This window comes from Bacillus sp. SJZ110 (assembly GCF_006715455.1).
GTDB lineage: Bacteria > Bacillota > Bacilli > Bacillales > Bacillaceae > Bacillus > Bacillus subtilis.
In genome coordinates this window covers 33117-51924 of sequence record NZ_VFNF01000008.1, presented here as the reverse complement: position 1 = coordinate 51924, position 18808 = coordinate 33117, and the positions used below count along the sequence as shown (strand labels likewise).

27 protein-coding genes and 1 pseudogene are annotated in these 18808 nt (G+C 40.7%); 20 read left to right on the top strand and 8 right to left on the bottom strand.

Annotated features, from left to right (window positions below; all coding sequences use genetic code 11):
• Positions 1 to 29: 29 nt before the first annotated feature.
• Together fosB and FB592_RS21220 are read left to right on the top strand one after the other, a co-directional pair.
• Positions 30 to 464 (top strand): metallothiol transferase FosB, encoded by a 435-nt coding sequence (fosB, locus tag FB592_RS19275; protein ID WP_141950007.1) that lies wholly within the window; start codon positions 30 to 32, stop codon positions 462 to 464.
• Positions 373 to 631: pseudogene (locus tag FB592_RS21220) on the top strand (hypothetical protein). The gene fosB and the pseudogene FB592_RS21220 overlap by 92 nt, the downstream one beginning before the upstream one ends.
• 371 nt (positions 632 to 1002) lie before the next feature.
• Here the strand turns inward: FB592_RS21220 and lexA are convergent.
• Positions 1003 to 1620: a transcriptional repressor LexA gene (gene lexA, locus FB592_RS19265; RefSeq protein WP_003238209.1), complete on the bottom strand. Its 618-nt coding sequence runs from the start codon at positions 1618 to 1620 to the stop codon at positions 1003 to 1005.
• A 149-nt stretch (positions 1621 to 1769) separates the two neighbouring features.
• Here lexA and yneA point away from each other — a divergent pair, with 149 nt between their 5' ends.
• From yneA to FB592_RS19235, 6 genes are all read left to right on the top strand, one after another.
• Positions 1770 to 2087: a cell division suppressor protein YneA gene (gene yneA / locus FB592_RS19260; RefSeq protein ID WP_003231598.1), complete on the top strand. Its 318-nt coding sequence runs from the start codon at positions 1770 to 1772 to the stop codon at positions 2085 to 2087.
• Positions 2088 to 2105: 18 nt separating this feature from the next.
• A complete protein-coding gene (locus FB592_RS19255) occupies positions 2106 to 2759 on the top strand; it encodes a YneB family resolvase-like protein (protein ID WP_003231596.1) in 654 nt (217 codons plus the stop codon).
• A 63-nt stretch (positions 2760 to 2822) separates the two neighbouring features.
• A complete protein-coding gene (locus tag FB592_RS19250) occupies positions 2823 to 3056 on the top strand; it encodes a DUF896 domain-containing protein (protein ID WP_003231595.1) in 234 nt (77 codons plus the stop codon).
• 168 nt (positions 3057 to 3224) lie between these two features.
• Positions 3225 to 5228, top strand: coding sequence for a transketolase (gene tkt, locus FB592_RS19245; protein ID WP_141950005.1), 2004 nt, complete (start codon positions 3225 to 3227; stop codon positions 5226 to 5228).
• Positions 5229 to 5380: 152 nt separating this feature from the next.
• Positions 5381 to 5827 (top strand): sporulation inhibitor of replication protein SirA, encoded by a 447-nt coding sequence (gene sirA, locus FB592_RS19240; RefSeq protein WP_003231591.1) that lies wholly within the window; start codon positions 5381 to 5383, stop codon positions 5825 to 5827.
• Positions 5828 to 5912: 85 nt separating this feature from the next.
• Positions 5913 to 6131 (top strand): YneF family protein, encoded by a 219-nt coding sequence (locus FB592_RS19235; RefSeq protein WP_003221221.1) that lies wholly within the window; start codon positions 5913 to 5915, stop codon positions 6129 to 6131.
• A 73-nt stretch (positions 6132 to 6204) separates the two neighbouring features.
• On the opposite strand, the gene ynzD is transcribed toward FB592_RS19235, so the two are convergent.
• On the bottom strand, positions 6205 to 6378 hold the full coding sequence (gene ynzD, locus FB592_RS19230) for an aspartyl-phosphate phosphatase YnzD (RefSeq protein ID WP_010886518.1): 174 nt from the start codon (positions 6376 to 6378) through the stop codon (positions 6205 to 6207).
• Positions 6379 to 6597: 219 nt separating this feature from the next.
• Between ynzD and ccdA the strand changes: the two genes are divergently transcribed.
• From ccdA to FB592_RS19215, 3 genes are all read left to right on the top strand, one after another.
• Positions 6598 to 7305, top strand: coding sequence for a cytochrome c-type biogenesis protein CcdA (ccdA, locus tag FB592_RS19225; protein WP_015383767.1), 708 nt, complete (start codon positions 6598 to 6600; stop codon positions 7303 to 7305).
• Positions 7306 to 7393: 88 nt separating this feature from the next.
• On the top strand, positions 7394 to 7756 hold the full coding sequence (locus FB592_RS19220) for a response regulator (RefSeq protein WP_014476939.1): 363 nt from the start codon (positions 7394 to 7396) through the stop codon (positions 7754 to 7756).
• Between the two features lie 78 nt (positions 7757 to 7834).
• Positions 7835 to 8326, top strand: a complete 492-nt coding sequence (locus tag FB592_RS19215; RefSeq protein WP_072174017.1) for a CcdC family protein — start codon at positions 7835 to 7837, stop codon at positions 8324 to 8326.
• Between the two features lie 30 nt (positions 8327 to 8356).
• Here FB592_RS19215 and yneK read toward each other — a convergent pair whose 3' ends face one another.
• From yneK to sspO, 4 genes are all read right to left on the bottom strand, one after another.
• Positions 8357 to 8785, bottom strand: a complete 429-nt coding sequence (gene yneK, locus FB592_RS19210) for a DynA interaction protein YneK (protein ID WP_003231580.1) — start codon at positions 8783 to 8785, stop codon at positions 8357 to 8359.
• Between the two features lie 233 nt (positions 8786 to 9018).
• The gene (gene cotM, locus FB592_RS19205; RefSeq protein ID WP_072174018.1) at positions 9019 to 9411 is read right to left on the bottom strand and encodes an outer spore coat protein CotM; all 393 of its coding nucleotides are present in this window, start codon (positions 9409 to 9411) and stop codon (positions 9019 to 9021) included.
• A 79-nt stretch (positions 9412 to 9490) separates the two neighbouring features.
• On the bottom strand, positions 9491 to 9637 hold the full coding sequence (locus FB592_RS19200) for a small acid-soluble spore protein P (protein WP_003221237.1): 147 nt from the start codon (positions 9635 to 9637) through the stop codon (positions 9491 to 9493).
• Positions 9638 to 9670: 33 nt separating this feature from the next.
• On the bottom strand, positions 9671 to 9817 hold the full coding sequence (gene sspO / locus FB592_RS19195; protein ID WP_003244839.1) for an acid-soluble spore protein SspO: 147 nt from the start codon (positions 9815 to 9817) through the stop codon (positions 9671 to 9673).
• 227 nt (positions 9818 to 10044) lie between these two features.
• Here sspO and acnA point away from each other — a divergent pair, with 227 nt between their 5' ends.
• From acnA to FB592_RS19160, 7 genes are all read left to right on the top strand, one after another.
• Positions 10045 to 12774 carry an aconitate hydratase AcnA gene (acnA, locus tag FB592_RS19190; RefSeq protein WP_072174019.1) on the top strand — a complete coding sequence of 910 codons (2730 nt, stop codon included), beginning with the start codon at positions 10045 to 10047 and terminating at the stop codon, positions 12772 to 12774.
• Positions 12775 to 12845: 71 nt separating this feature from the next.
• The gene (locus tag FB592_RS19185; protein ID WP_041850783.1) at positions 12846 to 13358 is read left to right on the top strand and encodes a redoxin domain-containing protein; all 513 of its coding nucleotides are present in this window, start codon (positions 12846 to 12848) and stop codon (positions 13356 to 13358) included.
• A gap of 79 nt (positions 13359 to 13437) precedes the next feature.
• Positions 13438 to 13563, top strand: coding sequence for an FbpB family small basic protein (locus FB592_RS19180; RefSeq protein ID WP_041851057.1), 126 nt, complete (start codon positions 13438 to 13440; stop codon positions 13561 to 13563).
• Between the two features lie 64 nt (positions 13564 to 13627).
• Entirely contained in the window at positions 13628 to 13774 is a 147-nt protein-coding gene (gene sspN, locus FB592_RS19175) for an acid-soluble spore protein SspN (protein WP_003231569.1), read from the top strand.
• A gap of 36 nt (positions 13775 to 13810) precedes the next feature.
• Positions 13811 to 14062, top strand: a complete 252-nt coding sequence (tlp, locus tag FB592_RS19170; protein WP_003231568.1) for a small acid-soluble spore protein Tlp — start codon at positions 13811 to 13813, stop codon at positions 14060 to 14062.
• 84 nt (positions 14063 to 14146) lie between these two features.
• Positions 14147 to 14563, top strand: a complete 417-nt coding sequence (locus FB592_RS19165) for a YbgC/FadM family acyl-CoA thioesterase (protein WP_017696516.1) — start codon at positions 14147 to 14149, stop codon at positions 14561 to 14563.
• A 15-nt stretch (positions 14564 to 14578) separates the two neighbouring features.
• Positions 14579 to 14878 carry a hypothetical protein gene (locus FB592_RS19160; RefSeq protein WP_024571429.1) on the top strand — a complete coding sequence of 100 codons (300 nt, stop codon included), beginning with the start codon at positions 14579 to 14581 and terminating at the stop codon, positions 14876 to 14878.
• A gap of 30 nt (positions 14879 to 14908) precedes the next feature.
• Here FB592_RS19160 and FB592_RS19155 read toward each other — a convergent pair whose 3' ends face one another.
• The gene (locus FB592_RS19155) at positions 14909 to 15196 is read right to left on the bottom strand and encodes a HesB/YadR/YfhF family protein (protein ID WP_003231562.1); all 288 of its coding nucleotides are present in this window, start codon (positions 15194 to 15196) and stop codon (positions 14909 to 14911) included.
• Between the two features lie 87 nt (positions 15197 to 15283).
• Positions 15284 to 15865 carry a glycerol-3-phosphate 1-O-acyltransferase PlsY gene (plsY, locus tag FB592_RS19150; RefSeq protein ID WP_003231560.1) on the bottom strand — a complete coding sequence of 194 codons (582 nt, stop codon included), beginning with the start codon at positions 15863 to 15865 and terminating at the stop codon, positions 15284 to 15286.
• A 169-nt stretch (positions 15866 to 16034) separates the two neighbouring features.
• On the opposite strand from plsY, the gene FB592_RS19145 reads away from it, so the two are divergent.
• Together FB592_RS19145 and parE are read left to right on the top strand one after the other, a co-directional pair.
• The gene (locus FB592_RS19145; protein ID WP_003245606.1) at positions 16035 to 16442 is read left to right on the top strand and encodes a CoA-binding protein; all 408 of its coding nucleotides are present in this window, start codon (positions 16035 to 16037) and stop codon (positions 16440 to 16442) included.
• Between the two features lie 398 nt (positions 16443 to 16840).
• Positions 16841 to 18808, top strand: coding sequence for a DNA topoisomerase IV subunit B (gene parE / locus FB592_RS19140; RefSeq protein ID WP_014479944.1), 1968 nt, complete (start codon positions 16841 to 16843; stop codon positions 18806 to 18808).

Below are 18808 nucleotides of genomic sequence, written 5' to 3'. Positions count from 1 at the left end.
GATCAGCTTTCAAGGGGGGGGAATGATTTGTGGAGATAAAAGGAATCAATCACTTGTTATTTTCAGTTTCGCATTTGGATACATCGATTGATTTTTATCAAAAAGTGTTTGATGCAAAGCTTTTGGTAAAGGGAAGAACAACTGCATATTTTGACATGAACGGCATCTGGCTAGCGCTTAATGAAGAACCAGACATCCCGAGAAATGACATTAAGCTTTCTTATACCCATATTGCTTTTACAATTGAAGATCATGAATTTGAGGAGGAATCAGCTAAATTAAAAAGACTTCATGTCAATATTCTGCCTGGCAGAGAACGAGATGAACGCGATCGAAAATCAATTTATTTTACCGACCCTGACGGCCACAAATTTGAATTTCATACCGGAACCCTTCAAGACAGGCTTCGATATTACAAACAAGAAAAAAACCATATGCACTTTTATGATGAAACGGCCTTTTGATATCACACACCATATTTCATATAAGGTTAAATTTAAAGAAGGGTGTTGGTGGAGACTTTATGTTTGGGGAAGGTTTCTACCCGATTAGTTCAACGATGCCATATCTTTTGAACTGCACGAGTGATTGGGTGCAGGTGAAATTGAAATACATATTACATTTTATATGAAGAAAGCGAGCTGTTTTAACAGAGTGTTGAACTACCTAAACTATGTACTAAATTTTCAGTTATATCAATTGCCTCGCCCTTTAATAAATATAAAACCGCATCCTTCCACGACCTAAAAAATGAAACGTTTTTAAGAAGATAGCGTCTAATATTCTAAACGTTCATATTTTGAATAAAAGTTTCCTGAAGGAAAGAAAATTTCTTGACTTCAACAATTGTTTGGTGGATAATTATGGTGTAAACATGATGTTCTTTTTCCTCCTATTCAGGCTCGCACCCAAAAGTCAGGGCGAGCCTGCTTTTTTTGAACAACAAACCCCCTCTCCGTAAAGGAAAAGGGGGTTATTTCATGCATCTGATAGATCAATAGATTAATGGACTGTTCTGAACACGCCAATCACTTTCCCTAGAATGCTGACATTCTGCAAAATGATAGGTTCCATCGTTGGGTTCTCAGGCTGCAAGCGAATGTGTGTATCCTCTTTATAGAATCGTTTTACAGTTGCTTCATCATCTTCTGTCATCGCAACTACAATTTCCCCATTGTTCGCTGTGTTTTGCTGTTTAACGATGACATAGTCCTTATCGAGAATACCAGCATCTATCATACTGTCTCCCATAATCTCCAGCATAAATACATGCTCGTCTGGAGGAACCATGCGGTCAGGGAGCGGAAAATATTCTTCAATATTTTCTACTGCAGTAATAGGAGATCCCGCCGTGACTTTCCCGATGACTGGTACATTAACGACCTGGCTTTGCGGAATGTCTACTTCTTCATCAAGAATTTCTATTGCTCTTGGTTTTGTCGGATCCCGTCTGATCAGCCCTTTTGTTTCCAAGCGGGCCAAATGGCCGTGGACAGTAGAGCTGGACGCAAGCCCGACAGCCTCTCCGATCTCTCTCACGGAAGGCGGATATCCTTTTGATTTAACCTCTGCTTTAATAAAACGGAGGATATCAAGTTGCCTTTTTGATAGCTTCGTCATTTTTCGCACCTCAAAACGTCGATTTTAAGAAGATTATAGCATGATTTTCCTTACAGTACAAACATAGGTTCGAAAAAACAATTGACAGAAACGTTTGTTCGTATATACTGAAATTATAAAAATGCGAACAAACATTCCTGTTGGAGGTTATGATCATGAGTAAAGAATCTATTATTTTTGTCGGTCTGTTCACAGTGATTTTGAGCGCGGTTATCCTTATGCTGTCATATACAAGCAGCGGCCAAGAGCTTAATCAGTATGTTAAAATAGAAGTCCAGCAAGGCGACACACTCTGGTCAATTGCTGATCAGGTAGCCGATACAAAAAAGATAAACAAAAATGATTTTATTGAATGGGTAGCTGATAAAAATCAACTTCAAACCTCTGATATCCAGCCGGGTGATGAGTTAGTGATCCCATTGAAAAAGAAGCATCAGGATGCATATGAATTAGCAACTGTAAGATAGAGAGGAAAGAGAGATAAAATGAAAGCACTCATTTATGCCCGTGTAAGCACAAATAAAGAACAGCAGGAAACGTCATTAAAGCGGCAGGAGGAGGAGCTTACGGCCATTGCAGCGGAGAACGGCATGGAAGTGGTCAAAGTGATTTCAGAAAAAGCCAGCGGATATGAAATGGATCGGGATGGTGTATTTGAGCTGCTTGATGAGATTAAGAACGCTGATATTGATGTCATTTTGGTTCAGGATGAGACAAGGCTCGGACGGGGAAACGCAAAAATCGCACTGCTTCATTGTATTTATAGAGAAGGTGTGAAAGTCTATACAACGGCTCATAGAGGTGAACTGGAGTTATCGGAGGCTGACTCAATGGTCTTGGAAATCGTCAGCATTGTGGAAGAGTATCAGCGAAAGATTCACAACATGAAAATCAGACGGGGAATGAAACGTGCAGTAAAAAACGGTTTTAAACCGCAAAAAAACTTAAAAAACCAACATGGGAACAGTGGAAAAGAAAAAATAGAGGTGCCAATCTCAGAGATCGTCCGCCTGAGAGCGAATAAACTGACGTTTGCTGAAATCGCGGCTACCCTAAGAGGGTTTGGCTATGATGTCTCTAAAGCAACCGTTCACCGGCGTTTTCAGGAATACATAGAGAATGAAGAGACAGCAGAGTGAATCAGTTGTAAAACTTTTTTTGATCTAGTACTATATAGACAAAATGCAATAAAGGAGTTTAACATGATTTCAAACGCGAAAATTGCCAGAATTAATGAACTTGCTGCCAAAGCTAAAGCTGGCGTTATTACAGAAGAAGAAAAAGCCGAACAGCAAAAGCTCCGTCAAGAGTACTTGAAAGGTTTTCGTTCTTCTATGAAGAACACGTTAAAAAGTGTGAAAATCATTGACCCAGAAGGCAATGATGTTACACCAGAAAAGCTAAAAAGAGAACAAAGAAATAACAAACTTCACTAATATAAGAGGAATACGGCAATATCGTATTCCTCTTTTGCATATACTATAATCAAAACTCTTATATGACAAAATTCAACAAGTTTCTCTCAAATTTAAGCTGAAACAGTTGAGAAAAAGTCGTCAGACATTTATGATGTAAGGGTACAACACATAAGGAAGGGGATTTTTATGGATACAATTGAAAAGAAATCAGTTGCTACCATTCGCACACTGTCAATAGACGCTATTGAAAAAGCAAATTCTGGTCACCCAGGGATGCCGATGGGAGCCGCTCCAATGGCATACACGCTGTGGACAAAATTTATGAACGTAAGTCCGGCAAACCCTGGCTGGTTTAACCGTGACCGTTTTGTTTTATCTGCTGGACACGGGTCAGCACTATTATACAGCATGCTTCATTTAAGCGGGTTTGATCTTAGTATTGAAGATCTTAAGGGATTCCGCCAGTGGGGCAGCAAAACACCAGGACATCCGGAATTCGGACATACTGCCGGTGTTGATGCTACAACAGGTCCGCTTGGCCAAGGAATTGCCATGGCAGTCGGTATGGCAATTGCTGAACGCCATTTAGCGGAAACATACAACCGCGATTCATTTAACGTAGTCGATCATTATACATACAGTATTTGCGGTGATGGTGATTTAATGGAAGGTATTTCTTCTGAAGCCGCTTCACTCGCAGGCCATCTTCAGCTTGGCCGTCTGATCGTACTATACGATTCTAATGACATCTCTCTTGATGGAGACCTCGACCGTTCATTCTCTGAAAACGTGAAACAGCGTTTTGAAGCAATGAATTGGGAAGTTCTTTATGTTGAGGATGGAAACAATATTGAAGAATTAACAGCGGCTATCGAAAAAGCACGCCAAAATGAAAAGAAACCTACATTAATTGAAGTGAAAACGACAATCGGATTCGGTTCACCTAACCGTGCCGGTACATCCGGTGTTCACGGTGCGCCGCTTGGTAAAGAAGAAAGCAAATTAACAAAAGAAGCTTACGCGTGGACATATGAAGAAGACTTCTACGTTCCGTCAGAAGTTTATGAGCATTTCGCTGCAGCTGTTAAAGAATCAGGTGAGAAAAAAGAACAAGAATGGAATGATCAATTCGCTAAATATAAAGAAGTTTATCCTGAACTTGCTGAACAGCTTGAACTGGCAATCAAAGGAGAGCTTCCGAAGGACTGGGATCAAGAGGTTCCTGTGTATGAAAAAGGAAGCAGCCTGGCATCCCGTGCATCTTCCGGTGAAGTTCTCAACGGACTTGCGAAAAAAATTCCTTTCTTTGTCGGAGGTTCTGCTGACCTAGCGGGATCGAACAAAACGACTATTAAAAATGCCGGTGATTTTACAGCGGTTGATTACTCAGGCAAAAACTTCTGGTTTGGTGTACGTGAATTTGCGATGGGTGCAGCCTTAAACGGTATGGCGCTTCATGGCGGTCTTCGTGTATTCGGCGGAACTTTCTTTGTCTTCTCTGATTACCTGCGTCCTGCGATTCGCCTTGCAGCGTTAATGGGCCTTCCTGTGACATATGTCTTCACACATGACAGTATTGCGGTTGGTGAAGACGGTCCGACGCACGAGCCTGTTGAACAGCTTGCTTCACTCCGTGCGATGCCTAACCTTTCTTTGATCCGTCCAGCAGACGGCAATGAGACAGCAGCAGCATGGAAGCTTGCAGTGCAAAGCACTGACCACCCAACAGCGCTAGTGCTTACACGTCAAAACCTTCCTACCATCGATCAAACATCTGAAGAAGCATTGGCAGGAGTAGAAAAAGGTGCATATGTCGTTTCTAAATCTAAAAACGAAACACCTGACGCTCTTCTCATCGCTTCCGGATCAGAGGTAGGTCTTGCAATTGAAGCGCAGGCTGAATTGGCAAAAGAAAATATCGATGTTTCTGTTGTCAGCATGCCTTCAATGGACCGTTTTGAGAAACAATCTGATGAATACAAAAACGAAGTCCTTCCTGCAGATGTGAAAAAACGTCTTGCAATTGAAATGGGCTCATCATTTGGATGGGGCAAATACACGGGGCTTGAAGGTGACGTTCTCGGCATAGACCGATTCGGTGCATCTGCTCCTGGTGAAACCATCATTAACGAATACGGCTTCTCAGTTCCGAACGTAGTGAATCGAGTTAAGGCATTAATCAATAAGTAAGCTTTTGAAAGAGGATGAGTCAAATCATCCTCTTTTTCTTGTTTATCCGACAAAAATAGTATTGGCTGTTTAACAGTAATAGACAATTCTTTCTTTTCTTCTTTTGTATAATAGAGAGCAAATGAAATGCTGCTGGAAAAGGGGATGAAAAGATGGAACGTCACTACTATACGTACCTGATCAAAGAGGAATTTGCCAATCACTATTTCGGCCGGGAATCGGTTATGTTTGAGCTGTTTCAAGACTATCATTGGACAAGCCTTGAAAAGCAGCAGTATGAAATGACAGAGAAACAGATTCAATATATTACACAACCAATCCCGATTTTACATATGCATCAGCGGTTAAAAATGAATTTAAACAAGACGGATTACAGGCAGCTGGATTATATTTATAGAATAGCTTTGCCGAAAGCAAAAGGCCACGCGACGTTTATGATGAAGGAGCACATGATAGAAATTGTGGCTTCGGGAGATTACGAGGCAGAAACAATATTCTTTGAAGTGTTAAGAAAAGTAAGCCCTTGCTTTTTAGCAATGGATTTCAATTCGAAGCGTTACGGATGGCTAAATCCGGTGAAAGAAAGAAATTTTGTCTAAAACCGAAGAAAAAGAGATGTAAATGTTGTATAATAGCTTTTGGTTTAGTACACTTTAAACTAGACAACATGAAGGAGGAAATAAAATGACTTTATGGGTTGGCATCCTAGTGGGCGTTGTTGCATTGCTCATAGGTGTTGCACTCGGGTTTTTTATTGCTCGTAAATATATGATGAGCTACCTGAAAAAGAATCCGCCTATTAATGAACAAATGTTACGCATGATGATGATGCAAATGGGAATGAAACCTTCTCAGAAGAAAATCAATCAAATGATGAAAGCCATGAATAATCAAACGAAATAATACGTAAAGATTATGATATAGAGAAACATGGTTATAAAATAAAAAACCCTTATACGGGTTTTTTATTTTGCAATCATTCATCACCCGCTACTGCTCGAAGGCGCTGCTTTTGATATTGTATGAGAAGATGGTCAAGCTCCTGACTGAGCTCTATCGTAATATGAGATGTCATTCCGTTCGCCATGACAATTTGCAGCAGCTCTGCTCTTTTTTTTTCAATTTCTTTTAATAGATGCTCTCTAATCACAGGGATGTATCCTTTCATACATTAGATCTTCAAAGTGAATGTTTATATTATATCCATATTTATACTAATTTTCAAATGAGAAGGAGTATAATGTCTCAATGTCAAATTAAATTATATAAGTTTTTTCTGAAAATAGAAATCCTTCAAGTGAAAGTGTTAAAAAAATGAAATGATTTTGTCATAACTTGAAGGAATGTCAAATCATGAAGGGATGATGACATGGGAGACGTGAATTATTTTTTGACATTCGGTGCGGGGTTTTTATCCTTTATTTCGCCTTGCTGCCTGCCGCTTTACCCAGCTTTTTTGTCATATATTACAGGGGTCAGCATGGACGATGTAAAAACAGAAAAGCTGCTGCTGCAGAAAAGAAGCCTGTTTCATACTTTGTGTTTTTTGCTTGGCTTTTCAGTCATTTTTATTGCTTTAGGCTATGGAACATCTTTTATTGGCAGCCTGTTTAGGGATTATCACGATGCGATTCGGCAAATTGGCGCGTTGCTTATTATTTTGTTCGGTTTCATTACACTCGGTGTGTTTCGGCCTGAGGCTATGATGAAAGAGCGGAGAATCCATTTTAAGCATAAACCAAGCGGGTTTTTAGGGTCGGTCTTAATCGGAATGGCATTTGCAGCTGGATGGACACCATGTACCGGTCCGATATTAGGTGCTGTTATCACACTTGCAGGCACCAATCCGGGTTCAGCGGTGCCATACATGATGTTATATGTACTCGGTTTTGCGGTACCGTTTCTTTTATTGTCTTTTTTTATCACAAAGCTGAAGTGGATAAGGAAGAACCAGCTTTTCATTATGAAAGCTGGCGGCGTTTTGATGATTGTGATTGGTGTGCTGTTATTCTTTAATTGGATGAGCCTGATCATTATTTTGCTGTCAGATCTTTTTGGAGGCTTTACTGGTTTTTGACGGTAAATTACTTTCGTACTACTACTAATCCTTTTGTTTTTGGTACAATAAGACTATTATCTGTGGAAATCGATTGTTGGAGGGGAATATGACAAGAGTTTTAGTTGTAGACGACGCCAAGTTCATGAGAGTGAAAATCAGAGAGATCTTGGAAGATGCAAATTACATAATCGCAGGCGAAGCGGCGGACGGTGAACAAGCAGCGGACCTGTATAAAAAACTGCGACCGGACCTTGTGACAATGGATATTACAATGCCGGTGAAAAACGGCATAAAAGCGCTTCGTGATATCTTAACCTTTGATCCTAAAGCGAAGGTCATCATGTGCACCGCCATGCGCCAGCAAAGAATTGTAACGGAAGCAATTGAGCTGGGGGCAAAGGATTTTATTGTTAAGCCGTTTGAGGAAACAAAAGTGCTGGAAGCTGTAAGCCGCGTTATGGGACATTAAAGTCATTTCTTTTCAAAATGGTTTTTTTTATTGTTTTGGAGTATAGTATATAGTATCAACACTCCGAGAAACAAAGGAATGATAAGTATGATGATTATAGTTTCATCGATTATTGCTGTGTTAATGGCTGTAGCTGTGATGGTGGTCAGAATAAAGTCCTCTGACAAGCCTGTTTCACCAAAAAAAATCATTCTTCCGCCGATTTTTATGAGTACGGGAGCGTTAATGTTTTTATTTCCGGTATTTTGGGTAACTGGTGCAGAGTTTTTGGAAGCATTCACTTTAGGTGTGATTTTCTCTATTTTTCTAATCAAAACTTCTAAGTTCGAAATTAAAAATAATGAAATTTACATGAAACGCTCTAAAGCATTTGTTTTTATATTAGTCGGTCTTTTGGTGATCAGAATCGTGATGAAATCGATCTTGAGCACATCAATTGATTATGGTGCACTGAGCGGAATGTTTTGGATTCTGGCTTTCGGTATGATTGTGCCTTGGAGAATCGCCATGTATTTATCATACCGAAAACTTCATAACGAGCTGCAGTCAGCTAATATTCAAATGAATTAAAAAACCTTTCCTCTTGTCAGGAAAGGTTTTTTATTTGAGAAGGGTCTGATAAGGTTCCAAATCGATTTTTTTGTCTCGCAGATGCCTTTTTAAGAAGGTATGGTCTCTTTTAGGAGTTGCGAGAATATAGCCTTTGATCATAAGTTGCTGATCAATCTTTGCTACCTTTTCTTTTAATGCAAGCTCACCGATTTTGCCTGCGATTTTAGCTTTTGCTGCATCTCTGAACAGCTCTGGCACCGGCGCAGTCAATTCATCTAGAAACTGTTTGTTTTCATCGTTCCATAAATGTCTGCTGTTTTCAATATAGTAATCCTGCCAATCAAGCTCTGATCTGCCGTCCTCTTTTGGTAAACGCTTTAAAAACTTTCGAAACATGAAAAAACCGCCGATTGATAATAAGACTACCATCATGATCACCCAAAACAGAATAAACCATAAAAACCATCCTTCCAGCATCAATCATTCCCCCTTATTCTAACCATATTGTATACGAAGAGAGATTAGAAGAACACAGTAAAAAAAGAATAGAAAAAAGTGATAGACGTCTAGTCAAAAGAGATAGTAGATCATATTCTATTGTATAGTGAATCTGCTATTTGGCCATGGGAGAGTCACTAGAGGGTATTTGACGATAAATGGACGGAAAAAAAGTCACTTTCATAATAGGGGATGAAAGTGACTTTTTATGTTTAGCTGAGAGGAAATTGAAGAGAAAAAGAAGAGCCATCTTCTGTTTCTTTATTGACGGCGACTGTGAGTATTTGATTTTCGCATTCGGCTTGAATTGTTTTGTCATTAAAATAAAAAGGAAGCATCATTTGTTTTTCAAAAGTCTGTCCTGACGATTTGACAGTTAAGATGAACTCGCATCCAGAAAGGGTAACTGTTACTTGTGTAGGCTGTAAAAAAGTCAGATCCGCTTCTATAATATACTGCTGACTAGTTTCATATAAATCAATAGGCAATGTTTCGTCGTACCAGGCGAAGGGGTCTTCAAAAAATTGCCGAAGCCATTCATCCATACTATCGAAATCATTTGCATCGTTGCGTTTTGAATGGTCCATGGAAGCATTCCTCCACATATCAACCTTGCTTTACATCATATGCGGTGGATTATAATGGGTGAACGCATAAAAAAACAGACACTAAGGTCTGCTTTTCTTACATATCATGGCTTGAGTTGTGCTTTTGTCTTGTATGGTTTCGGTTCTTTACTTTTTTGCTTCCGCTTAGAGGCTCAGGTTGGCCGGGATTGTGTCCTTTAGGGGCGTTTTTATGCATATCTTTACTTGTATTCTTATTGGTCATAAAATGAGAACCTCCTTAAAAAAGAGTTCGGTGTTATTGATTGGTTTTTCTTTTTTTGTTATTTTGGCGTTCTGCTTCAGTCAGTACAAGCTGGTCGTTTTCAATATAGCCGGCGCCTTTGCCTTGGCTTTTTGCGTCATTCATTCCGTTAATGACGTGATTCGCTTTTCTTTTGACCATCATTATCACCTCAATCATAATATGGCTCCTTTTATTGTGTTATATGAGAGAGCGTAAACAGTAAAAATTACCGGTACATTTTTCTCATAAGTCGAACTTATTGTATTTAATAAAAACATTGATATTTACTTATGTATGATTTTGTTTTAATATGAAATTGTGAGAAAATTGTGATGGAATGTAATGTTCATCTGAGAATGATCTGATCTGAAGGGGGATTTTGGAGAATGGCAAACGAGCAAAAAACTGCAGCAAAAGACGTTTTCCAAGCGAGAAAAACGTTTACTACAAATGGGAAAACATATCATTACTACTCTTTAAAAGCGTTAGAAGATTCAGGTATAGGAAAGGTTTCGAAGCTTCCTTATTCCATCAAAGTTCTTTTAGAATCAGTATTGCGTCAAGTTGACGGATTCGTTATCAAAAAAGAACACGTGGAAAATTTGGCAAAATGGGGAACTGCCGAATTAAAGGATATCGACGTTCCGTTCAAACCATCTCGTGTTATTTTACAAGACTTCACAGGGGTTCCGGCAGTAGTAGATCTGGCTTCACTGCGTAAAGCAATGGCAGCTGTCGGCGGAGATCCTGATAAAATCAACCCTGAAATTCCTGTTGATCTCGTTATCGACCACTCTGTACAGGTAGATAAAGCTGGTACAGAAGATGCATTAGCAGTAAATATGGACTTGGAATTCGAAAGAAATGCAGAGCGCTACAAATTTTTAAGCTGGGCAAAGAAAGCGTTTAACAATTATCAGGCAGTGCCGCCTGCAACAGGTATTGTGCACCAGGTCAACCTTGAGTTCTTGGCAAGTGTTGTCCATGCCATTGAAGAAGACGGCGAGCTTGTTACGTATCCTGATACGCTTGTCGGAACAGACTCACACACAACAATGATTAACGGTATCGGTGTTCTCGGCTGGGGTGTCGGTGGAATTGAAGCTGAAGCGGGAATGCTTGGACAGCCTTCTTACTTCCCAGTTCCAGAGGTAATCGGAGCGAAACTTGTCGGCAAGCTTCCAAATGGAACAACAGCTACTGACTTGGCGTTAAAAGTAACACAAGTGCTGCGTGAAAAAGGCGTTGTTGGTAAATTTGTTGAATTCTTTGGACCGGGAATTGCTGAACTGCCGCTTGCAGATCGCGCAACAATTGCGAATATGGCTCCGGAATACGGTGCTACATGCGGATTCTTCCCAGTAGATGAAGAAGCGCTTAACTACCTGCGCCTGACTGGCCGTGATCCTGAACATATTGATGTTGTTGAAGCATACTGCAGAAGCAATGGCTTGTTCTACACTCCAGATGCTGAAGACCCTCAATTTACTGATGTGGTTGAAATTGACCTGTCTCAAATTGAAGCAAACTTATCGGGTCCAAAGCGTCCTCAGGATTTGATCCCGCTATCTGCTATGCAGGAAACGTTTAAAAAGCAATTAGTCAGCCCTGCAGGTAACCAAGGATTCGGTTTAAATGCTGAGGAAGAAAATAAAGAAATTAAGTTTAAACTCCTTAACGGCGAAGAAACAGTTATGAAAACGGGTGCGATCGCCATTGCTGCGATTACAAGCTGTACAAATACATCAAACCCATACGTTCTGATCGGCGCCGGACTGGTAGCGAAAAAAGCGGTTGAGTTAGGGCTTAAGGTGCCTAATTACGTGAAAACGTCACTTGCACCGGGTTCTAAAGTTGTTACAGGATATCTTGTGAATTCAGGCCTTCTTCCATACATGAAAGAGCTTGGCTTTAACCTCGTTGGGTACGGCTGTACAACATGTATCGGGAACTCAGGTCCGCTTTCACCGGAAATTGAAGAAGCGGTTGCGAAAAATGATCTTCTGATTACGTCTGTCCTTTCCGGAAACCGTAACTTTGAAGGGCGTATTCACCCGCTTGTTAAAGGCAACTATCTTGCTTCACCGCCGCTTGTTGTGGCATATGCGCTGGCTGGGACGGTAAACATTAACTTGAAAACTGATCCAATTGGTGTGGGCAAGGATGGTCAAAAAGTATACTTTAATGATATTTGGCCGTCAATGGACGAAATCAATGCACTTGTTAAGCAAACTGTTACGCCAGAGCTATTCCGCAAAGAGTATGAAACAGTATTTGATGACAACAAGCGCTGGAACGAAATTGAAACAACAGATGAAGCTTTATATAAATGGGATAGCGAGTCAACTTACATTCAAAATCCGCCATTCTTCGAAGAAATGTCTGTTGAGCCAGGCAAGGTTGAACCATTAAAAGGTTTGCGTGTTGTCGGTAAATTCGGCGATTCAGTCACAACTGACCATATTTCTCCTGCGGGGGCAATCGGAAAAGATACGCCTGCCGGAAAGTACTTGCAAGAAAAAGGTGTTTCTCCTCGTGACTTTAACTCCTACGGTTCCCGCCGCGGAAACCATGAAGTCATGATGAGAGGAACATTTGCAAACATTCGCATCAAAAACCAAATTGCACCGGGTACAGAAGGCGGATTTACAACGTACTGGCCGACTGGTGAAGTAACATCCATCTATGATGCGTGCATGAAATACAAAGAAGATAAAACTGGTCTTGTCGTATTAGCAGGAAAAGACTATGGTATGGGATCTTCACGTGACTGGGCTGCAAAAGGAACAAACCTTCTCGGCATCAGAACGGTCATTGCAGAGAGCTTCGAAAGAATTCACAGAAGCAACCTTGTATTCATGGGTGTGCTGCCGCTTCAGTTTAAACAAGGTGAAAATGCGGATACACTCGGCTTAACGGGTAAAGAAGTCATTGAGGTAGATGTTGATGAAACAGTTCGTCCTCGTGACCTTGTGACTGTAAGAGCAATCAATGAAGACGGCAATGTAACAACTTTTGAAGCAGTCGTCCGCTTTGATAGTGAAGTTGAAATTGATTACTACCGCCATGGCGGCATCCTTCAAATGGTGCTTCGTGAAAAAATGAAGCAGTCCTGATGAATCAATAGGAAGAGAAGGCATTTCGCTTTCTCTTCTTTTTATGACACAATGTGCTGCGGAGGTGGCATATGCTGAAAAAATGGCTCGCAGGGATCCTGCTTATCATGCTTGCCGGTTATACGGGATGGAATTTATATCAAACATACAGCAAAAAAGAAGTCGGAATTCAAGTGGGGAAACAAGCACCTGATTTTTCTTTGAAAACGCTGTCAGGAGAGAAAAGCTCTTTACAGGATGCAAAAGGCAAAAAAGTGCTGCTCAATTTTTGGGCAACTTGGTGTAAGCCGTGCCGTCAGGAAATGCCTGCGATGGAAAAGTTGCAAAAAGAATACGCCGACAAACTTGCGGTTGTTGCGGTAAATTTCACTTCAGCTGAGAAAAGTGAGAAACAGGTCCGAGCGTTTGCTGATACGTATGATTTAACGTTCCCAATTCTGATTGATAAAAAAGGGATCAATGCTGACTATAACGTGATGTCATATCCAACGACATATATCTTAGATGAAAAAGGTGTTATCCAAGACATACACGTTGGCACCATGACAAAAAAAGAAATGGAACAAAAACTGGATCTTGATTAGATTCAGTTTTTTTATGCTCAGATATGCTTACAAGTTTTCAGAATTGGAAAAAATAAAAGAATATGCGGAGGTGAAAAGCGTGAAGAAGATGAGAAAACGTTCTTTTCATGAGCTCGTCATGGAAAACAAAAAAGAGCTGATGACCAATACAGAGTTTTTAAATCAGCTTGAGGAAAAGCTTGAACAGCGATTTAAGCAAAAATAACCTTTAATTTGTATTCATGTTTACCCCTCCTTTTGAGAAACCTATCTGTTGAGGAGGGATAAACATGGGAAACAACAAGAAAAACGGTCAGCCTCAATATGCTCCAAGCCACTTGGGTACAAAGCCTGTAAAATATAAAGCCAATAAAGGGGAAAAAATGCATGATACTTCAGGTCAGCGGCCGATCATCATGCAGACAAAAGGCGAGTAGCGAAAAATCGAGTTTATTTCTAGGAGGTACATCCGAATGACAAAGAACCAAAATCAATATCAGCAGCCTAATCCTGATGATCGCTCTGACAATGTGGAAAAATTGCAGGATATGGTTCAAAATACAATTGAAAATATAGAAGAAGCAGAAGCATCAATGGAGTTTGCTTCAGGAGAAGATAAACAGCGTATCAAAGAAAAAAATGCAAGACGCGAACAGAGCATTGAAGCGTTTCGTAATGAAATACAGGACGAATCTGCAGCGAGACAGAACGGATACCGTTCTTAAAAAACCAGGGAAACCTGGTTTTTTTCTTTCTGATTTGATTATGGTAAAATGGGGCTAAATTGACGTTAAGGGAGCAGAGTAATCTTGCATGTATCAAAAAAAGAAATAGAAGTGCGTTATGCAGAAACAGATCAAATGGGAATTGTCTATCACGCAAATTATCTTGTGTGGATGGAGGTCGGCAGAACGGCCTTAATTAAGGACTTAGGCTTTTTATATAGTGATATGGAAAAAAGAGGCGTTCTGTCCCCAGTCGTTGATATCAACATTTCCTATAAAAAGCCGCTTCATTACGGAGAAACCGCGGTTGTACATACATGGATAGAGGAATATAACGGCTTTAAAACCGTCTATGGTTATCACATTTATAATCCGGCCGGTGAGCTTTCCATCAAAGCCACCTCATCTCATATTTGTGTGGATAAAGAAAGCTTTAAGCCAATTCAATTCCGCAAAGCTTTTCCTGATTGGCACACAGCATATGAAAAGGCCAAAAAATAGGGAAGTGAACGGGATATGGCGTTTGGTGTGAAACGGGAGGAACTTAACCGGTGGAAACAAGCAGTGAAAAGAGGAGAAATCGCATTTTTAACACATTACTGGCTGGATGACCGATTTCCAGAAGCAAGGACTGTGACAAAAGCCGGCTGTGCAGACATTGATAAGCTGGTTCAGTGGGGAGCGGCGTACGGGTTAAAAAAAGAATGGATCCATAAGAAAAGTGAATTTCCTCACTTTGATCTGCTGGGTGAAACACAAAAATATATTTTGGAACAAGAAAACCTAACCGATCATCTTATACGATTTCATTTGTAAAAAAAGAACGCACATGATGTGCGTTCTTTTTTATTGGTATTCAAAAACCGGTTCATCAGCGTCTTCTGAATAGCTGACGAGAAGGTCGTGGTTATCAAAGTACCATAAATCACTTTCTTCAATAAAGAAGGTAATGCCGTCAGCTTCTGCAGTGACTCCAGCCTCTTGTGGGGCATCTTTCGCTACACCGAGAGAAAAACCCTTTTGAACGTTGCTGCAGCCTCCATAGCGCACGAAAAAGCGAACCTGGTCTCCGCTTTCCAAATCGAGTTCTTCTTTATACCAGTTCAATGCGTCTTCGTTAATTGTCATATTCATAACAGAACACCCCTTTGTTCTTCATTTGAATTTTCTCTATTATAAACGTATTAGGCTATTCTGTGTCAAAAGAGAAGTTTTTTAAGCTTATAACCATTTTACTTTAGGTTCTGTTTTATTGATAATTCGTTTAATGTTCGCTCGGTGTCTGTATATGACAAAAATAGTGAGCAGGGTAACGACAATCAATAAATACGTATCATGGACAAAGAAACTATATATAACAGTATAGATCCCTGTTAACATCGATGAGAGAGAAACAAATTTAGTCAAGTATAAAAAGATGAAGAATACCGCAACCATCGTGATAAATAACAGGGGTGCGTAAAACAGCAAAACGCCTCCTGATGTCGCCACGGCTTTACCGCCTTTAAATTTGGCGAAGATGGGAAACACGTGGCCTAAAACAGCAAAGACTCCTGCAAGAAGCGGGTGAATATCAACATGCATGAGAAAAGGCAATGCAGTTGCCAGTGTCCCTTTCAAAATATCTCCGGCTATGACAACCGAACCAGCTTTTACACCCAATGTACGGAATGCATTGGTAGCGCCTAAGTTGCCGCTTCCGTGCTCCCGAATATCAATTCCCTTGGCAAGCTTGCCCACAATTAAGCCAGATGGAATGCTGCCTATCAAGTAGGCCAAAATAATCAATAAAGCAATTAACATCTACATTTCTCCTTTTTCAAATTCCCTTCTTTTTATTTTAACATGAGATGTCATGATCTGATGATAAGTTTTTTTGTAAAGTTTGCTTACAAATCCAATCAAACATGCATCATATTTTGATTTCTCCTGTTTTGATCGTGTAAAATAAGTGGAAAAGGAGTGACATACGATGCAAAACCCTTCTAAAGCGGAAATTAAAGAGATTCTTCAAAGAAGCAAACGTATAGCCGTAGTAGGGCTTTCAGACCGTCCGGATAGAACGTCACATATGGTTTCAAAAGCAATGCAGGACGCGGGTTATGAAATTATCCCTGTGAACCCGACAATTGATGAGGCGCTAGGTGTCAAAGCCGTTTCATCTTTAAAAGAGATTGACGGTCCGATTGACATCGTAAATGTATTCCGGCGCTCAGAACAGCTTCCTGGAGTGGCGGAAGAGTTTTTAGAGACAGATGCGCCAGTATTTTGGGCACAGCAAGGGCTAGTTAATGAGGAAGCATACCAGATGCTAAAAGAAAAAGGCAGAACGGTTATCATGGATCTGTGCATAAAAGTGGCACACGCTGTAACAAAATAGGTGCAGAACTGCAAAAATCCTTGTAAATTCAAGGATTTTTGCTTTTTAATTTTAAGATATTGTTTGCGTATTACGGTGAAACAGATACAATAAAGCTTGAACAGCTTTTTTTGAATACCTTGTCCAGCTGGGTTTGGCCGTTCGATTTGCGAAGGTCTGCTGCTTTATATATAATAAACAAACATACGTTCTCATAGTGTAAATACAGCACTAGCCGATGTTTTGAGAAGAACTGATTCGTTAGCTCTATGTTGCGATTGCAAACATATTGGTTATAATGAGGAGTCCAAGGCAGTACTGGCTCGAGGCGAGGTTTATAAAAAATATCTTATATACAAATGATGTGTAACACTGAAAAAGAGAAAGACAATGTTAGTTTTTGAAAGGGGTTTGTACGTTTGGCTAGAAAACAGCAATTTGATTACAACGAAGATGCCATACAGGTGCTCGAAGGCCTTGAGGCTGTCAGGAAAAGGCCGGGTATGTATATTGGCTCTACTGACGCGCGAGGTTTGCACCACTTGGTTTATGAAATTGTAGATAACTCTGTCGACGAGGTGCTTGCCGGCCATGGAGATCACATAATCGTCAAAATACATAAAGACAATAGTATTTCTGTACAGGATAGAGGCCGCGGCATGCCGACCGGAATGCATAAGCTCGGCAAACCAACCCCTGAAGTGATTTTAACGGTGCTTCATGCCGGAGGAAAATTCGGCCAAGGCGGCTATAAGACAAGCGGCGGGCTCCACGGAGTTGGTGCATCAGTCGTGAATGCTTTATCTGAATGGCTGACGGTTACCATTGAGCGGGACGGTTTTGTCTATCAGCAGCGATTTGAAAATGGAGGAAAACCGGTTACATCTCTCGAAAAGATCGGCAAAACAAAAAAGACGGGAACTCTTACACACTTTAAGCCAGATCCAACGATGTTCAGCACAACCACTTATAATTTTGAAACGCTCTCTGAGCGCTTAAGAGAGTCTGCGTTTTTGTTAAAAGGATTGAAAATTGAGCTGATTGATGAACGCAATGACCAGCATGAGGTCTTTTATTATGAAAACGGCATAGAAGCGTTTGTTGCTTATTTAAATGAAGAAAAAGACGTCTTGTCTGAAGTGGTCTCGTTTGAGGGTGAGCATCATTCTATAGAAGTGGACTTTGCGTTCCAGTTTAACGATGGTTATTCTGAAAATATTTTGTCGTTTGTCAACAATGTCAGAACAAAAGACGGCGGGACGCATGAGTCAGGTGCAAAAACTGCGATGACGCGTGCTTTTAATGAATATGCACGAAAAGTGGCTTTGCTGAAAGAAAAGGATAAGAACCTTGAAGGCACCGATATAAGGGAAGGGCTTTCAGCCATTATTTCTGTCCGCATTCCTGAGGAGCTTCTTCAATTTGAGGGACAAACAAAAGGAAAGCTCGGTACCAGTGAAGCAAGATCAGCGGTTGATGCGATTGTTTCAGAGCAGCTTGCTTACTTTTTAGAGGAAAATCGGGACACCGCAACGCTTCTTGTCAAAAAAGCAATCAAGGCGAGTCAGGCGCGCGAAGCGGCACGCAAAGCCCGTGAAGAAGCAAGAAGCGGCAAAAAACGAAAAAAATCAGAAGCGACTTTAAGCGGAAAGCTGACGCCTGCGGGTTCAAGAAACCCGGCAAAAAATGAATTGTATCTCGTTGAGGGAGATTCAGCAGGCGGGTCAGCCAAACAGGGAAGAGACCGCAGATTCCAAGCGGTTCTGCCTTTACGCGGTAAAGTTATTAATACAGAAAAAGCTAAGCTTGCTGATATCTTTAAAAATGAAGAGATCAATACGATCATTCATGCGATCGGCGGGGGAGTCGGAGCAGATTTCTCAATCGATGACATCAACTACGACAAAATCATCATAATGACCGATGCCGATACTGACGGCGCCCATATTCAAGTGCTGCTTCTTACCTTTTTCTATCGCTATATGAAACCGCTCATTGAGCATGGCAAGGTGTTCATTGCGCTGCCACCTTTATATAAGGTCAGTAAAGGAAGCGGGAAAAAGGAAATCATTGAATATGCATGGTCTGATGAAGAGATGGGTGATGTCCTGAAAAAAGTCGGCAAAGGCTATACCATTCAACGATATAAGGGTCTTGGAGAGATGAACGCAGACCAGCTGTGGGAAACGACGATGAATCCGGAGTCCCGCACACTTGTTAGGGTCAAAATTGACGATGCGGCACGTGTAGAGAGACGTGTGACGACGTTAATGGGAGACAAAGTAGAGCCGCGCAGAAAGTGGATTGAGAAAAACGTCGCTTTCGGCTTAGATGAAGAAAGCAATATTTTAGAAAATGAAAACTTATCGGTCGCTGAGGAGGTTTAA

Bases quoted from the DNA above. Each gene is read 5' to 3' on its own strand.
- FB592_RS19145 (WP_003245606.1), top strand. From the start codon at position 16,035: ATGCAAAACCCTTCTAAAGCGGAAATTAAAGAGATTCTTCAAAGAAGC.
- yneA (WP_003231598.1), top strand. From the start codon at position 1,770: ATGATCATGAGTAAAGAATCTATTATTTTTGTCGGTCTGTTCACAGTG.
- FB592_RS19200 (WP_003221237.1), bottom strand. From the start codon at position 9,637: ATGACCAATAAGAATACAAGTAAAGATATGCATAAAAACGCCCCTAAA.
- ccdA (WP_015383767.1), top strand. From the start codon at position 6,598: ATGGGAGACGTGAATTATTTTTTGACATTCGGTGCGGGGTTTTTATCC.
- cotM (WP_072174018.1), bottom strand. From the start codon at position 9,411: ATGTGGAGGAATGCTTCCATGGACCATTCAAAACGCAACGATGCAAAT.
- FB592_RS19155 (WP_003231562.1), bottom strand. From the start codon at position 15,196: ATGAATATGACAATTAACGAAGACGCATTGAACTGGTATAAAGAAGAA.
- FB592_RS19250 (WP_003231595.1), top strand. From the start codon at position 2,823: ATGATTTCAAACGCGAAAATTGCCAGAATTAATGAACTTGCTGCCAAA.
- tlp (WP_003231568.1), top strand. From the start codon at position 13,811: ATGACAAAGAACCAAAATCAATATCAGCAGCCTAATCCTGATGATCGC.
- sspN (WP_003231569.1), top strand. From the start codon at position 13,628: ATGGGAAACAACAAGAAAAACGGTCAGCCTCAATATGCTCCAAGCCAC.
- FB592_RS19255 (WP_003231596.1), top strand. From the start codon at position 2,106: ATGAAAGCACTCATTTATGCCCGTGTAAGCACAAATAAAGAACAGCAG.
- FB592_RS19215 (WP_072174017.1), top strand. From the start codon at position 7,835: ATGATAAGTATGATGATTATAGTTTCATCGATTATTGCTGTGTTAATG.
- FB592_RS19160 (WP_024571429.1), top strand. From the start codon at position 14,579: ATGGCGTTTGGTGTGAAACGGGAGGAACTTAACCGGTGGAAACAAGCA.
- lexA (WP_003238209.1), bottom strand. From the start codon at position 1,620: ATGACGAAGCTATCAAAAAGGCAACTTGATATCCTCCGTTTTATTAAA.
- acnA (WP_072174019.1), top strand. From the start codon at position 10,045: ATGGCAAACGAGCAAAAAACTGCAGCAAAAGACGTTTTCCAAGCGAGA.
- FB592_RS19235 (WP_003221221.1), top strand. From the start codon at position 5,913: ATGACTTTATGGGTTGGCATCCTAGTGGGCGTTGTTGCATTGCTCATA.
- tkt (WP_141950005.1), top strand. From the start codon at position 3,225: ATGGATACAATTGAAAAGAAATCAGTTGCTACCATTCGCACACTGTCA.
- sirA (WP_003231591.1), top strand. From the start codon at position 5,381: ATGGAACGTCACTACTATACGTACCTGATCAAAGAGGAATTTGCCAAT.
- plsY (WP_003231560.1), bottom strand. From the start codon at position 15,865: ATGTTAATTGCTTTATTGATTATTTTGGCCTACTTGATAGGCAGCATT.
- FB592_RS19220 (WP_014476939.1), top strand. From the start codon at position 7,394: ATGACAAGAGTTTTAGTTGTAGACGACGCCAAGTTCATGAGAGTGAAA.
- FB592_RS19185 (WP_041850783.1), top strand. From the start codon at position 12,846: ATGCTGAAAAAATGGCTCGCAGGGATCCTGCTTATCATGCTTGCCGGT.
- yneK (WP_003231580.1), bottom strand. From the start codon at position 8,785: ATGCTGGAAGGATGGTTTTTATGGTTTATTCTGTTTTGGGTGATCATG.
- sspO (WP_003244839.1), bottom strand. From the start codon at position 9,817: ATGGTCAAAAGAAAAGCGAATCACGTCATTAACGGAATGAATGACGCA.